Origin of the sequence: Balneatrix alpica DSM 16621, from assembly GCF_000619885.1 — a bacterium.
In the GTDB taxonomy this organism is placed as follows: domain Bacteria; phylum Pseudomonadota; class Gammaproteobacteria; order Pseudomonadales; family Balneatricaceae; genus Balneatrix; species Balneatrix alpica.
Genome location: NZ_KK211040.1, coordinates 138,644 through 153,891 on the forward strand (window position 1 = coordinate 138,644; position 15,248 = coordinate 153,891).

At 54.8% G+C, this 15,248-nt stretch carries 12 protein-coding genes; 6 read left to right on the forward strand and 6 right to left on the reverse strand.

What is annotated here, in order from left to right:
- Positions 1-107 precede the first annotated feature (107 nt).
- The gene (locus Q334_RS0113415) at positions 108-908 is read left to right on the forward strand and encodes a TatD family hydrolase (RefSeq protein WP_027313659.1); all 801 of its coding nucleotides are present in this window, start codon (positions 108-110) and stop codon (positions 906-908) included.
- Here Q334_RS0113415 and Q334_RS19155 read toward each other — a convergent pair.
- Both Q334_RS19155 and Q334_RS0113425 read right to left on the reverse strand, forming a co-directional pair.
- The gene (locus tag Q334_RS19155) at positions 889-1,164 is read right to left on the reverse strand and encodes a glutaredoxin family protein (protein WP_051527798.1); all 276 of its coding nucleotides are present in this window, start codon (positions 1,162-1,164) and stop codon (positions 889-891) included. The genes Q334_RS0113415 and Q334_RS19155 overlap by 20 nt on opposite strands.
- 110 nt (positions 1,165-1,274) lie before the next feature.
- Positions 1,275-2,372 carry a polyamine ABC transporter substrate-binding protein gene (locus Q334_RS0113425; RefSeq protein WP_027313660.1) on the reverse strand — a complete coding sequence of 366 codons (1,098 nt, stop codon included), beginning with the start codon at positions 2,370-2,372 and terminating at the stop codon, positions 1,275-1,277.
- Positions 2,373-2,695: 323 nt separating this feature from the next.
- Between Q334_RS0113425 and Q334_RS0113430 the strand changes: the two genes are divergently transcribed.
- Entirely contained in the window at positions 2,696-4,411 is a 1,716-nt protein-coding gene (locus Q334_RS0113430) for a PHA/PHB synthase family protein (protein WP_027313661.1), read from the forward strand.
- Between the two features lie 105 nt (positions 4,412-4,516).
- On the opposite strand, the gene Q334_RS19160 is transcribed toward Q334_RS0113430, so the two are convergent.
- From Q334_RS19160 to trmA, 4 genes are all read right to left on the reverse strand, one after another.
- Positions 4,517-5,788, reverse strand: coding sequence for an ATP-binding protein (locus tag Q334_RS19160; RefSeq protein ID WP_051527799.1), 1,272 nt, complete (start codon positions 5,786-5,788; stop codon positions 4,517-4,519).
- A 10-nt stretch (positions 5,789-5,798) separates the two neighbouring features.
- Positions 5,799-6,365, reverse strand: a complete 567-nt coding sequence (gene dcd / locus Q334_RS0113440; RefSeq protein WP_027313662.1) for a dCTP deaminase — start codon at positions 6,363-6,365, stop codon at positions 5,799-5,801.
- A gap of 101 nt (positions 6,366-6,466) precedes the next feature.
- The gene (apbC, locus tag Q334_RS0113445; protein WP_035461624.1) at positions 6,467-7,525 is read right to left on the reverse strand and encodes an iron-sulfur cluster carrier protein ApbC; all 1,059 of its coding nucleotides are present in this window, start codon (positions 7,523-7,525) and stop codon (positions 6,467-6,469) included.
- Between the two features lie 243 nt (positions 7,526-7,768).
- Positions 7,769-8,857, reverse strand: a complete 1,089-nt coding sequence (trmA, locus tag Q334_RS0113450; protein WP_027313664.1) for a tRNA (uridine(54)-C5)-methyltransferase TrmA — start codon at positions 8,855-8,857, stop codon at positions 7,769-7,771.
- A 143-nt stretch (positions 8,858-9,000) separates the two neighbouring features.
- Between trmA and metG the strand changes: the two genes are divergently transcribed.
- From metG to rsxC, 4 genes are all read left to right on the forward strand, one after another.
- Positions 9,001-11,022, forward strand: coding sequence for a methionine--tRNA ligase (gene metG / locus Q334_RS0113455; RefSeq protein WP_027313665.1), 2,022 nt, complete (start codon positions 9,001-9,003; stop codon positions 11,020-11,022).
- A gap of 271 nt (positions 11,023-11,293) precedes the next feature.
- A complete protein-coding gene (gene rsxA / locus Q334_RS0113460) occupies positions 11,294-11,875 on the forward strand; it encodes an electron transport complex subunit RsxA (protein ID WP_027313666.1) in 582 nt (193 codons plus the stop codon).
- Positions 11,876-11,885: 10 nt separating this feature from the next.
- Positions 11,886-12,473, forward strand: a complete 588-nt coding sequence (gene rsxB, locus Q334_RS0113465) for an electron transport complex subunit RsxB (protein ID WP_027313667.1) — start codon at positions 11,886-11,888, stop codon at positions 12,471-12,473.
- A complete protein-coding gene (gene rsxC, locus Q334_RS19165; RefSeq protein ID WP_081414460.1) occupies positions 12,473-15,247 on the forward strand; it encodes an electron transport complex subunit RsxC in 2,775 nt (924 codons plus the stop codon). The genes rsxB and rsxC overlap by 1 nt, the downstream gene beginning before the upstream one ends.
- Position 15,248: the final 1 nt, after the last annotated feature.

A 15,248-nucleotide genomic window follows, 5' to 3' on the forward strand; every position in this document is an offset into this window, starting at 1 on the left:
CCCTCTGGAAAGCCTGCTATCATGCCAATGGCTCTGAGTATAGCCATTTGCAGAGTACTATTTAAGTTTAGCCATTTGTTATCTATCAACTTTTTTACCATAGCACCATGGAATTCATTGATATTGGCGTTAATTTGACCAACTCTGACTTCTCCCATGATCTTGATGACGTTATCCGCCGAGCTCAAGAGGCTGGGGTGATTAACATGATCGTCACCGGCACCGATCTTGAGACGTCAGAACAAGCCGTAGCCCTTTGCAGGCAACACCCTGACTACCTGTTTTGCACCGCGGGCGTTCACCCACACGACGCCAAAGACTTTACTCACATCAGTTTAAGCCAACTCAAAGCCCTGGCCTCCGAGCCAGCCGTCAAAGCGATTGGTGAAACAGGGCTGGACTTTAATCGTGACTTCTCTCCGCGCCCACAACAGGAGGCAGCCTTCTGTGCCCAGCTAGAACTCGCCTGCCAGACCGGCTTGCCGGTTTTCATGCATGAGAGAGAGGCCTTTAAGCGTCAGTACGCCATCCTGAAAGACTACCGAGATCACCTCAGCCAGGGGGTTATTCACTGTTTTACTGCTGACAAGACCGCACTCTATGCCTATTTGGATTTAGACCTACACATAGGTTTAACCGGCTGGATCTGTGACGAGCGCCGCGGCCAACATCTTTTGCCCTTGCTAAAAGACATCCCGCTTGAACGCCTGATGCTGGAAACCGATGCACCTTACCTATTGCCCCGCACGCTATGCCCTAAACCGAAGTCGCGACGCAATGAGCCTGCCTATCTGCCAGAAGTGGCAGCAACAGTGTTTGCCCACCGACCTGAGCCAGCCGAACATATCGCCTCCGCCTGCCTCACCACCACCCGTACTTTTTTTCGCCTTAATCAGCCAGCGGATTAAAACCTGCGGCAGACAGATCAGGAAAAACCTCACCAGCCAAGTAGCGCTGCAACTTGGCTTGGTCAAACGGCCAACCTAACTCATCATCCCTGCCACTCATTGCCAACACCGGAATGCGGCTACCATAGCGCCCTAAAAGTTGATCCTCATCGGCAATATCAACATAGCGATAAGCTAACCCTGCCTGCGTTAACAGCTGCTCTGCCTGTTCACATAGGTGGCAACCCAGGGTGGAATACAACACTAACTCCGTCAAAACACTCTCTCCGCTGCGATTACAGGCCCCCTAATTACATCGGGGAAAGACAAAGGGGTGCCTAAGCACCCCTTGTTGAAACGCACCCTTAACCTAAGTCACATGAGAACTTAGCGGTTAGTCTGGATAGTGGTCCAGGTACGGGTAATGATGCGCTCAATCTTAGCTGAACGAGGCGTCACCATGAACAGCTTGGCCTTCACCTCTTCACTGGGATAAATCCCCGCATTGGTCTTCACGGCCTCATCAACCAATTCGGTCGCCTTGGCATTGGGGTTGGCGTACATCACGTAGTTAGTGATACCTGCCACCACTTCGGGACGCAACACAAAGTCAATAAACTTGTGCGCATTCTCGGCATGCTTAGCATCTGCGGGGATCACCAGAGAATCTACCCACATCTGCGCCCCCTCTTTAGGGATACGATACTCCACGGTGACGCCATTCTTGGCTTCTTCCGCACGAGCAGCAGCTTGCAGAATGTCACCTGAGTAACCGACCGCCACACAGATCTCACCATTGGCCAGATCATTAATGAACTGCGAGGAGTGGAAGTATTTCACGAAGGGGCGCACTTTGAGCATCATCTCTTTTGCCGCTTCGTAGTCATCTTTTTCTTCTGAGTTGGGATCCTTGCCAATGTAGGCCAAGGCCGCCGCCATGATCTCGGTCGGGGAATCCAGGAAGGCTACGCCACAAGAGGCCAGCTTTTCCATATTCTCTGGCTTAAATACCAGATCCCAGGAATCTACCGGTGCATTTTCGCCCAAAGCTGCCTTCACTTTCTCCGGGTTATAACCAATACCATTGGTTCCCCACATGTAGGGCACGGCATAGGCGTTGCCAGGGTCAACCGTGCTCACTACTTTCAGCAGCTGCTCATCCAGGTTGGCATAGTTGCCAAGCAGCTCTTTATTCAGCGGCTGGTGAATCTTGGCTGCAATCTGGCGCCCCAGGAAGAAGTCGGAAGGCACCACCAAATCAAAACCGCTATTACCTGACAACAGCTTGGCATCCAACATCTCGTTACTGTCGTAGACGTCATACACCACCTTAATGCCAGTTTCCTTCTCGAAATTAGCGATAGTGTCTTCTGCAATATAGTCAGACCAGTTGTAGATATGCAGCACTGCATCCTCAGCTGCCATAGCCACGGCAGAAGCGGAAAGCACCGCGCCTGCTACCAACGTCTTCACCAGGTTGGTCATGATATAACCCTTATTACCGTAGGTTAGAGAAACTTCGCAGGAGTTATAGCAGGAACCTGGATTTTCAGAAAACACTTTTTCGACCTCGCCAGCATTTTTTCTCTACCTAATCAGCGATCTGGAGCCGTTACCAGACAGCACACTATCAGGGCACGTTTTCTGCATGTAGTCACATAGCGAGCCACGTTTTAATCCTTTACTAGGGGCCTGCCTGTTTGAGCTGGCTCATCGAAGTGTCATCTTTATCCGCAAGACTACTGGGCAAGGCCCCATAGTGGCTCTAAGATGCGCAAAGAACGATCAATCATGGAGGAGTCTCCCCTATGCAAGAGTCCAACCCTCAGCTGGCCTGGTTGCAACAATTTAGTGCACAAAGCCAAAAGCAACTGCAGCAGCTGATGAGTAGCAATGGCATGAACCAGGAAGTCACCCGGCAGCTGACAGAGGCCTGGCAAACCCTGATGCAGCACAATCTGGATAACCCGCTGCATTGGTGGCAGTCTCTCGGCCAACTGCAACAAAAGCAGCTACAACTCTGGCAACAGTGGCTGACTGGGGAAGGCGCCTCCAGCAAAGATAAGCGCTTTCAGGATAAAAGCTGGCAAGAACAGCCTATTTTTGACTACATCAAGCAATCCTACCTGCTCACCGCCAATTTCTACGACGAACTCACCGCTGACGCTCCCTTAGAGCCCAGGCAGAAACAGTTGCTCAACTTCTATACCCGGCAGTTCGTTGATGCGATGTCTCCCAGCAACTTCGCCCACACTAACCCCGAGGTCATTCAAGCTGCACTGGAGAGCAAAGGCCAAACCCTGCTTGATGGCATGCAAAATCTGCTTAACGACCTGGAAAAGGGCCGGATCAGCATGACGGATGAGACTGCCTTCGAGCTTGGCAGTAATCTGGCCGTCACCCCAGGTGAAGTGATTTTCCAGAATGATCTCATTCAGGTGATTGAATATCGCCCCAGCACTGCTGAAGTAAGCGAACGTCCATTGCTGATCGTGCCACCCTGCATCAACAAGTTTTATATTCTGGATCTGCAACCAGATAATTCCTTTGTGAAGTTCTGCGTCGATCAAGGCCAACACACCTTCCTGATCTCCTGGGCTAATCCGACCGCCGAACAGCGCCACCTTAGCTGGGAGGATTACCTGGAGCGCGGAATTTTCAAGGCAATCGAAGTCGTGCAGGCTGTGCATCCTGGCGATGCCAAACTCAATGCGGTGGCCTGGTGTGTCGGTGGTACCCTGCTCGCCTCAGCGATGGCAGTGATGGCAGCGCGAGGCGATGAGCGCATTGGCTCCGCTACCTTCCTCACCACCCTGACCGACTTCAGCGACCCCGGTGAGCTCAGCGTTTTCATCGACCAGGAACAAATTAAACATTTAGAGCAGCGGGTACAGGAGCAAGGCGTCCTTTCCGGTCGGGATCTGGCCGCCACCTTTAACCTCCTCAGAGCCAATGATTTGATTTGGTCTTATGTGGTGAATAACTATTTGAAGGGTAAACAACCGGCGGCCTTCGATATCCTCTACTGGAACAGCGACCCGACCAATTTAGCGGCGGATATGTACTCTTTCTACATCAACAACATGTATCTGCAGAACAAACTGGTGCAACCGGGCGGCCTGCAGCTCTGTGGTGAGGCCGTGGATCTGAGCAAGATCAAGCAGCCCTGTTACTTCCTCTCCACCATTGATGACCATATTGCCCCCTGGAAAACCACCTACAAAGGTGCCAGTCATTTCGGTGGCAATGTTGAGTTTATCCTCGGTGCCAGTGGTCATGTCGCAGGGGTAATCAACCCTGCTAGCAAAAATCGTCGGCATTTCTGGACCAATGCCAACCGCGACCAGGATGCCGAAAAATGGCTGGCCAGTGCCGAGCAACAACCCGGCAGCTGGTGGAACCATTGGAAAACCTGGCTCAAGCGTCGCGCAGGTAAAAATATCCCTGCTCCGAGCCAGCCTGGCAGTGAGCAGTACCCCGCACTCCAGGCTGCTCCAGGCAGCTATGTGAAGGTACGTCTGTAAATAAAAAAGCCGTCGCCCCTGCTACCCCATCAGGTACAAGGCGACGGCTTTTTGTTGATCTTGTCTTGAGAGCTTGCCCACTCACGGCCAGATCAAGCCTCAATCCTATTGGGATCGACTGAGATCCTGCAGCAAGCCCTGCAGTAATGTTTGCAATGACAGAGTTGGATTTTGCTCCAGCAAAGCCAGAATATCGAGGAAGGTCTTAATGGTCAGGCGAGGATTGGCATAGTAATCACTGCCGAAGTGTTTACGGCAGGCGATAAGTACATTCCACAACTCCACATCAGACAACTGATAATCCCCTGGTTGCCCTAACGCCTGGATATGGCGCAGATGCTTCAACAGACGATCAATTTCCAGCTCTCCCAATGGCTGCAACCGCACTACAGGACCACTGACATCGGTAAAGCCTAACTGGGCAAAACGGTTTTCCTGTAATCGAGCCTGTAGGGCGGGCAAAGCGGCAATACCTCGCTTGGGATGCTCAAGCAACTCCGGCGTAGCAAAGAACATAAAGCCTAAGCCGGCAGCAGTGCCCAGCCAGGTTTCATTAATCAGGGTCAGGAGCTGGTTGTAATTATTTAGCCGCGACTGGCTATGGCTGATTTCCGTCAGGGTCGCCACCTCATCCAGCAACACCAACATGCCCGGATAACCCGCCAGGCGCACAAACTCATTCCACAGCTTGAGCGCACCATAGAGGTTGCCACTATCGATAATCGAGTGCACAGGCAAAGCTTTGCGCGCCTCACTCAGGGTCGGATATTCCGCCCGCAACCAGCGCAAGGCCGCCTTCTGCCAAGCCGGTTTGCCCTGCTCCAGCCCGCGCCAGTAATGCTGAATCACCTCGATAAAATCAAAGCCGCCTGGATATTCCTCAAAGGGGCTAAGACGTGCCAGCAGCGCCTGCTGAGCCTCCTGCCCCTGCAGATGCCCCTGGCGCAACGTCGCCAGAATAAAACGCTCCACCACATTCCCCAGCGCCTGCCCCTGGGGTCGGGCCCGGGTCGCCAGACTGCGCATCAACTCTGCATAGAGGGTACGTGCCTGGCTACCACTGCTGGCATGTAAACGACGCTCTGGAGATAAATCAGCACTGATTACCACCAATCCCCGGCTTAACGCATTGGTACGCAGCAACTGACGGGTGAAGGTTTTACCACTGCCATAAGGACCCACAATAAAGCGAGCCGCGCCTCCCCCTTGCAACAACCGCTCAACATCGCGGTTCAGGGTTGAGATTTCCGCCTCACGCCCAACCTGGAAATAACCCAAACCCTGGGCTGGCACGACACCCGCACGCAGCGGCGTGAGGATGGCATCCCTGAGCGCGGGGGTCAGGGCCTGATCTAGGCCCAGTAGCGGCTGGTTCATCATGCCTGTCTTAGGTACGGGGGACCACTACACCGGTCTGGCCCTGATACTTCCCATTACGGTCTTTATAGGAGACATCGCAGACTTCATCCGATTCAAAGAACAGCATCTGCGCCACCCCTTCATTGGCATATATTTTGGCGGGTAAGGGAGTGGTATTGGAAAATTCCAGGGTGACGTGCCCTTCCCATTCCGGTTCCAGTGGCGTGACATTGACGATGATGCCGCAACGGGCATAGGTGCTCTTACCCAAGCATACCGTCAAGATATTACGGGGGATGCGGAAGTACTCTACCGTGCGAGCCAAGGCAAAAGAGTTGGGTGGAATGATACAAACGTCCGACTGCACATCGACAAAGCTCTTATCATCAAAGTTCTTCGGATCGACAATCGAGGAGTTGATGTTGGTAAAAATCTTAAATTCATTGGCGCAGCGCACATCATAGCCGTAGCTGGAGGTGCCGTAGGAAATCAATTTACCCTGGGGGCCATGACGCACCTGGCCTGGTTCAAAGGGATCAATCATACGGTGGGATTCCGCCATACGGCGAATCCAATGGTCAGACTTAATAGACATTCAGCACCCATCTTTAACGAGCGAAAAGTGGGCTAATCATACTCCAGCTCCCCAAGGGGTCAAACCAGCAAATCCGGGCTGGCTTGACCCAGGTTAGCCATTTAGTCGTCACTCACCTCAAAGCTGGGCAGGCTTTGTTGACCGGCCTGCTGGTAAAGAGCCAAGGTCAATTTAAAGGCGATATCGCGATAGATAGCGGCTTCCTCTCCCTCCGGCTCGGCTATCACCGTCGGTTTACCGGAGTCGGCCTGCTGGCGAATTTTCAGGGTCAGAGGTAACTGGCCAAGCAACTGGGTCTGATAATCCGCCGCGATCCGCTCACCGCCCCCTGCGCCAAAAATAGCCTCGCTATGGCCACAAGCAGAACAACGGTGCAGGCTCATGTTTTCCACCACCCCCAGCACGGGAATCTGCACCTTGCGGAACATCTCCACCCCTTTCTGGGCATCCAACAGGGCAATATCCTGCGGTGTCGTCACTATCACTGCCCCACTCACCGGCATCCGCTGGGCCAGTGTGAGCTGAATATCCCCTGTACCTGGAGGCATATCGACAAAGAGCACATCCAGATCATCCCAAGCGGTTTGGTTGATCAGCTGCTGCAGCGCGCCACTGGCCATCGGCCCACGCCATACCATTGGCTGACGGGTATCGACCAAAAACGCCATCGACATGGCCTGCAGACCATGCGCCTGCAGCGGCGCCATCAGGGTTTCACTGAGGGGCTGAGGACGGGTACCTTCGGCAATGCCCAGCATCATGCCCTGGCTGGGACCATAAATATCCGCATCGAGAATACCGACACGTGCCCCTAGAGAGGCCATGGCCAGAGCCAGATTAACGGTGGTCGTCGATTTGCCTACCCCGCCTTTACCTGAAGCCACAGCCACCACATGCTTCACCCCTGGCAAGGCTGCGATCTTGCTCTGGGAGGCTGGCAGCACCAGAGTCGTTTGCAAACGGACAGGCTGCCCTAACCACTGCTGCAATTGCTGACTTAACAGCCCCTGCTGGGCCTGGGCTGGGTAAGGCAAGCTTACTGCCACCTCCAACACCCCATCCTTAGCCTGCAGATTTAAGCTGCTGGCCAGGGTTTGCCAGGGCTGCTGCAAAAAAGGATCGATAAAAGTCGCCAGTTTGGCACTCAGCTCAGCACTCATCAGGGTTCTCCATCACTCGAACAATTTTCTACTGCGCACACTCAGCATCTGCATCAGGAAGCCTAACAACCTGCCAGCCAGCATGGTGCATTCTGGGCGACACCATTACAGCCTGGTGCGGCAAGCGCAGCCAATAACCGAGCATTCTACTCAAGAATTAGATCAACAACAGTGCTAAAAGCCCATGAGGCTTATCAGTCAGGCCGATAAGCCGTCAACCAACTGGGGCACAGCCACCCGCTCCTACTTGGCCACGAGCAACACACCCGCCTCTTTATGGTGGGTATAGGGAAATTGATCAAAGAGGGCGAAACGAGCAATACGATGGGTATCCGCCAACGCCTCAACATTGGCAAAGAGCGTATCCGGATTACAGGAGATATAGAGGATATGCTGATAGCGGCGCACCAGCTCGATAGTATCCTCATCCAAACCAGCACGAGGGGGATCCACCAGCACCGTAGTGAAATCATAGTCCGCCAGATTCAGCTCACTAAAGCGAAAGCCACCGCCCTGGCCTAACATGGCGGCACTGAACTCCTCACTGGACATCCGCCCAATGCGAACATTGTCGATATGGTTACGTTCGATATTGTATTGGGCCGCGTAAACAGAGCTCTTCGCTATTTCGGTACCAAGTACCCGACGGTAATGACTGGCCAACGCCAGACTAAAGTTACCGTTACCGCAATAGAGCTCCAGCAAGTCACCGGCCAACCCTTCTTCACGACTCACGCTCAGCGCCCACTCCAACATAGCCTCAGCTACCTTGGCATTAGGCTGGGTGAAGGAGTTCTCGACCTGCTTGTAGTGCAGTTGGCGCCCCTCAACCGTCAGCGTCTCTTCCACCCAATCCTGCTTAACTTTGAATTTCTTTTTACGACTACGCCCGACCAACTCCACCCCAAGGTGTTCACGTAGCCAGTGCGCTTGCTCGAGCCAAGTCTCATCTAACGGCTTGTGATACAGCAGGGAAATCAATGCCTGACCAGACAAGGTGGTCAAAAAATCCACCTGAAATAATTTAAAGCGCAGAATTTCTTTATCACGAATGGCATCCAGCAGCTTCGGCATCAATTCATTAATCAAGCGTCCGGCAATGGGGAACTGATCCACCCGGTAATGCTTACGCCCCTCCCCCGGCTCATACATGGCGTAATAGAGATCCTCCCCCTCATGCCACAGGCGAAACTCAGCCCGCATACGAAAATAAGCCGGATCCGAGGCAAAGACTTCCAACTCCGGCGCCTGCAAGGGGGCAAACTGCTGACGCAGCTCCTCGGCCTTTTCTGCTAATAACTGGGGATAGGCTTCGGGGGTAAAATTCAACACTGCTGTCCTCAATCACACTCAAATTCGAAGGCGGCGATTGTAGCACAGCGAGGCAAGCGAACTTACGCAAAAAGATGCACGCCTAGGGGCCTCTCGTTTATAGTATTGGCCACTTTTCATGGACCAAGAGCCGAGCGCCTCGCATGTCTGACGCTATTCGTAAAATTCTTGTTACCAGCGCCCTGCCTTATGCCAATGGGCCTATTCACCTGGGTCACCTGCTGGAATACCTGCAGACCGATATCTGGGTACGTTTCCAAAAACTGCGCGGCCATCAGTGCACCTATGTCTGTGCTGATGACGCCCACGGCACCGCCATCATGCTCAAAGCCGAGCAGATGGGCATTACCGCGGAACAACTGATTGATCAGGTCAACGCCGATCACCAGCGGGACTTCAGTGACTTCCACATTGCCTTTGATAACTACTACTCCACGCATTCACCGGAAAACAAAGCCCTTTCCGAGCTGATTTATACGCGCTTGAAAGAGGCCGGCCACATTGCCAACCGCACCATCGTGCAAGCCTATGATCCGGTAAAAAACCTGTTCCTGGCGGACCGCTTCATCAAGGGCACCTGCCCTCGCTGTAAGGCAGAAGATCAATACGGCGATAACTGTGAGGCCTGTGGCGCCACCTACACCCCCGCTGAGCTGATTAATCCCCGCTCTGCTATTTCAGGCGCCACACCGGTTAACAAAGAGTCCACCCACTTCTTCTTTAAATTGCCGGACTTTGAGGCCTTCCTCAAACAATGGACACGCAGTGGCACCCTCCAACCGGAAGTCGCCAACAAGCTGGCTGAATGGCTCGACAGTGGCCTGCAGGAATGGGACATCAGCCGTGATGCGCCCTACTTCGGCTTCGAAATTCCCGGTGAAAAAGACAAGTTCTTCTATGTCTGGCTGGACGCCCCCATCGGCTACATGGCCAGCTTCAAGAATCTCTGTGATCGTCGTGATGACCTGGACTTTGACGAATACTGGAACAAAGACTCGAAAACCGAGCTGTACCACTTTATCGGCAAAGACATCATCAGCTTCCACGCCCTGTTCTGGCCCTCCATGTTGTCTGCTGCACAGTTCCGTACCCCGACAGCAGTCAATGCCCACGGTTTTGTCACCGTCAATGGCAAAAAAATGTCCAAGTCCCGTGGCACCTTTATTAAGGCACGCACCTACCTGGAGCACCTGGACCCTGAATACCTGCGTTACTACTTTGCCGCCAAACTGACCAGCAATGTCGATGACCTTGACCTTAACCTGGAAGACTTTACCCAGCGGGTGAATGCCGACCTGGTCGGCAAAGTGGTTAACATCGCCAGCCGTTGCGCCGGTTTTATCAGCAAGCAGTTTGATGGGCAGCTCGCCGCCGAACTGGATCAACCAGAACTGGTTGCCGAGTTCCAGCAAGCGGCCACTCAGATCGCCGATTACTATGAAAAGCGTGAATTTGGCCGTGCCGTACGCGACATCATGGCCCTGGCGGACAAAGCCAACCAATATATTGCTGAGCAAGCCCCCTGGGTGCTGGCCAAGCAGGAAGGCCAGGCCGCCAAGGTGCAGGCCGTCTGTACCCAGGGTATTAACCTGTTCCGTCTGCTGATGATCTACCTCAAACCGGTACTGCCCGCCATGAGCCAGCGTGCCGAAGCCTTCCTCAACGAAGAGCTGAATTGGGCCAGCCACCAGCAGTTGCTACTGTCACATCGCGTCAATCCCTTTAGCGCACTGATGACCCGGGTTGATTCCGACAAAGTCGCCGCCATGGTCGAGGCCTCCAAGGAAGAAGCGGCAGCTGCCCAACCCAAAGGGCCGTTGCAGCAAGAGCCCATCGCTGAAACCATCGAGTATGCTGATTTCGCCAAACTGGATTTACGCATTGCCCGCATTGCCAAAGCCGAGCATGTAGAGGGGGCCGACAAGCTGCTGCGCCTCACACTCGACCTGGGTGGTGAAACCCGCAATGTGTTTGCTGGCATTAAATCCGCTTACCAACCGGAACAACTGGAAGGCAAGCTGACGGTGATGGTCGCCAACCTGGCGCCACGCAAAATGAAGTTTGGCATGTCCGAAGGCATGGTTCTGGCAGCGGGCCCTGGTGGCCAGGATCTATGGATTCTGGAACCTCATCAAGGTGCCCAGCCCGGCATGCGGGTTAAATAATGAAGGATGGGGCCGGTTAACCGGCCCCATATCTAATAACCTGAAGCAATAAATCAAAAATATTTAAGATTTAATCGCTATAAATAAGGTAGTTTTGTTCTAACCCTAGTTAGGCGAAAAGCCAATGCAATCAGTACAATAGGCACAGCCCTGGGTGGCACCCAGCGTACTGAGCTGGATAACGGGGCAACCTTATTGATAAGCCAAGCCTGTCTACCCGACAGAAGCCTTGGCACTGAACCTTCCTTAGCAGGATGAGCGAATCTAGCGAATGTCTGACATAGCCCTGATTTTGATCAGCACCATCTTGGTTAATAACTTCGTGCTGGTGCAGTTTCTTGGTCTCTGCCCCTTTATGGGGGTGTCCAATAAGCTGGAAACCGCCATGGGCATGTCCTTGGCCACCACCTTTGTGCTGACCCTCTCCTCCCTATGCAGCTACCTGACGTTTAGCTACATTCTTGAGCCTCTGGGCCTGGCCTATCTGAAAACCATTGCCTTTATTCTGGTGATTGCCGTGGTGGTGCAGTTCACTGAAATGGTGGTGCATAAAACCAGCCCAGTCCTGTACAAAGTATTAGGTATTTTCCTACCCCTGATTACTACCAACTGCGCTGTGCTAGGGGTCGCCCTACTCAACATCAACAAACAAAATTCCCTGGTGGAGTCCCTGTTTTATGGCTTTGGCGCTGCCCTGGGCTTCTCCCTGGTACTGGTGCTATTTGCCGCCATGCGCGAGCGCCTTGCCGTAGCCGATGTGCCCAAGCCCTTTAAAGGCTCAGCGATTGGCATGATCACTGCGGGGCTGATGTCATTGGCCTTCCTTGGCTTTACCGGTCTGGTTCAGATTTAAGGAGCCGCCCGTGAGCCTGGTTATTTACGCCATCCTAGCCCTTCTCGGCCTGGCCCTGATTTTCGGCGCCATCCTCGGTTACGCTGCCATCCAGTTTAAGGTGGAGGGCAATCCCTTAGTCGATCAAATTGATGCCCTGCTGCCACAAACCCAGTGCGGCCAATGTGGCTACCCTGGCTGCCGTCCCTATGCCGAAGCCATTGCCGGTGGCGATGCCATTAACAAATGCCCGCCTGGAGGGCAGGGAACGATTGACTCCTTGGCCGACCTCCTAGGGGTTGAGTCGATCCCTCTTGATTCTGAACATGGCGCTGAACAGCCCAAGTCGGTCGCCTATATCCGTGAAGACGAGTGCATCGGCTGCACTAAATGTATTCAAGCCTGCCCGGTGGATGCCATCCTCGGTGCGGCCAAACAAATGCACACGGTCATTGCCAGCGAATGTACCGGCTGTGATCTCTGTGTCGAACCCTGCCCGGTTGACTGTATTGACATGCTTCCTCTGCAAACCACTATCCAAAACTGGTCCTGGCCGGCTCCCCAGTCACAGCTCATTGCCACTGACCGTGGTCGCGGCATCGCAGCGGGAGGCCACTGATGAACTCACCGCTACGTTTGTGGGACTTTAACGGCGGTGTGCATCCACCTGAGAACAAAGCACAGTCGACCCGCACGCCGATCAGCCAGCCACCGTTACCCGAGTTGCTGATTCTGCCCTTGAAACAACATGCAGGGGCAGCGGCAGAGCCCATCGTCAATGTCGGGGAACGGGTACTCAAGGGGCAGCTATTAGCCGAACCCTATGGTCGGGTCAGTGCCGCCATTCATGCACCGACCTCCGGCACCATCATCGCCATCGCCCCCCATGCTGTTCCCCATCCTTCGGGCATGGCAGACCTCTGCATCCACTTGCGGCCCGATGGTGAAGAGCGTTGGACTGAACTCACCCCCCTGCGCGACTACATGCATGCCAGCCGTGATCAGGTCTTGGAACACCTGCGCCTACATGGCATTGCAGGCTTAGGGGGAGCGGGCTTCCCTACCGATGTTAAGCTCAATACCCCCGAACATGACCCTATCGACACCCTGATTCTCAACGGTGCCGAGTGTGAGCCCTACATCACCGCCGATGACATGCTGATGCGTGAACGCGCCGACGAAATCGTGCGGGGTGGCGAAGTCCTCGCCTGGCTATTGGGTAATCCCCGGGTATTAATCGGCATTGAAGATAACAAGGCCGAAGCCATTAGCGCCATGCAGGAAGCCGCTGGCCGCAGTCTGATTCCTATGCAGGTGGTGGTCATTCCCACCAAGTACCCATCAGGCGGCGCCAAGCAACTCACCTATCTGCTGACCGGGCGTGAAGTCCCAAGCTCCGGCCGTTCCCATGAAATTGGAGTCATCTGCTGTAATGTCGGTACTGCCGCGGCAGTCTTCCGTGCCACCAGCCTGGGGGAGCCGTTAATCAGTCGTATTACCACCCTCACTGGCCAAGCCTTGGCCAACCCCTGCAATGTCGAAGCCTTGCTGGGAACGCCCATGCAGCACCTGCTGCAATATGCCGGCTTACATTCCTACCAGCTTAACCAGCTTATTATGGGCGGCCCGATGATGGGTTTTGCCATTGAAGAACTCGGCACTCCCATTACCAAGGTGACCAACTGCCTGATTGCCGGCACCCTGGAGGAATTCCCTCCCGCCCCCCCCAGCCAGGCCTGCATCCGCTGCGGGCTTTGTGAACAGGCTTGCCCAGCCGACCTGCTGCCCCAGCAACTGTACTGGTTTGCCCGCGCGCAAGAGTACGATAAAGCCGAACAATTCAACCTGTTTGACTGTATTGAATGTGGTGCCTGTGCCTATGTTTGCCCCAGCCATATTCCGCTGGTGCAACATTATCGCCATGCCAAGGATGCCATCCGCCTTGAGCAGGTGGAACAGCAAAAAGCCGAGCATGCCCGCATTCGCTTTGAAGCCCGTCAGGCACGCTTGGCCCGTGAGCAGGAAGAAAAAGAAGCCAAGCGCAAGGCCCGTGCGGCGGAAGCAGCACAGATGCAGGCCCTGCGTCAGCAAAAAAGTGCTGCCCCCACGGCCCCGGCAAGCGGCACAACTGTAGCTCCCGCCGCCAGCGCTGATATCAAGGCGCTGAAAACCGCTGCGGCCGTAGCCCGTACCAAACTGAAAAAGGCCGAAAAGGCCTTGGCCGCCGCCCAGGAAGCTGGAGAAGACACCAGTGCCCTGCAAGCGGAATTGCAGAGCCTGCAACAGGCCAATGCCGAGGCAGAACAAGCCCTGCAGCAGGCCGAGCAATCTAACAATGCCCCAGCGGCAACGGCCAGTGTCGACCTCAAGGCGCTCAAAACTGCCGCGGCCGTAGCCCGTACCAAACTGAAAAAGGCCGAAAAGGCCTTGGCCGCCGCCCAGGAAGCCGGGGAAGACACCCGTGCCCTGCAAGCGGAACTGCAGAGCCTGCAACAGGCCAATGCCGAGGCAGAACAAGCCCTGCAGCAGGCCGAGCAATCTAACAATGCCCCAGCGGCAACGGCCAGCGTTGACCTCAAGGCGCTCAAAACTGCCGCGGCCGTCGCCCGTACCAAACTGAAAAAGGCCGAAAAGGCTTTGGCCGCCGCCCAGGAAGCCGGGGAGGACACCCGTGCCCTGCAAGCGGAACTGCAGAGCCTGCAACAGGCCAATGCCGAGGCAGAACAAGCCCTGCAGCAGGCTGAGCAGGCTAACAACGCCCCAGCGGCAACGGCCAGCGTCGACCTCAAGGCGCTCAAAACTGCCGCGGCCGTCGCCCGTACCAAACTGAAAAAGGCCGAGAAAGCTTTGGCCGCCGCCCAGGAAGCCGGGGAAGACACTAGTGCCCTGCAAGCGGAACTGCAGAGCCTGCAACAGGCCAATGCCGAGGCTGAACAAGCCCTGCAGCAGGCTGAACAAGCTAACCATGCTCCGCTAACCGCCACTGCTGTCACCGCTAGCCCAGATCTCAAGACTCTCAAGATTGAAGCGGCCACTGCACGGACCAAGGTCAAAAAGGCACAGCAGGCGCTGCAACTGGCTCAGGATAAAGGCTTGGAAACCGCTACCCTCAGCCAGACCCTGGCTGAACTACAGAGCAAGGCTGAGGCCGCCGAGCAGGCATTGGCCGAGGCAGAAGCCCAAGCTAATCCACAGCACAAAGCGGACCCGCAAACCCTGAAGCAACTTAAAATTACCCTGGCGCTGGCTAATGCTCATCTCAAGAAAACCGAGCGACAGTATGCTCAGGCGCAAGCCGCCGGTGAAGAGACCGAGGCCATTAGCCAGGAGCTCGAGCAAGCCCGTCAACAAGTAGCCCTGGCTCAGCAAGCGCTGACCGCGGCGGAAGGTTAGT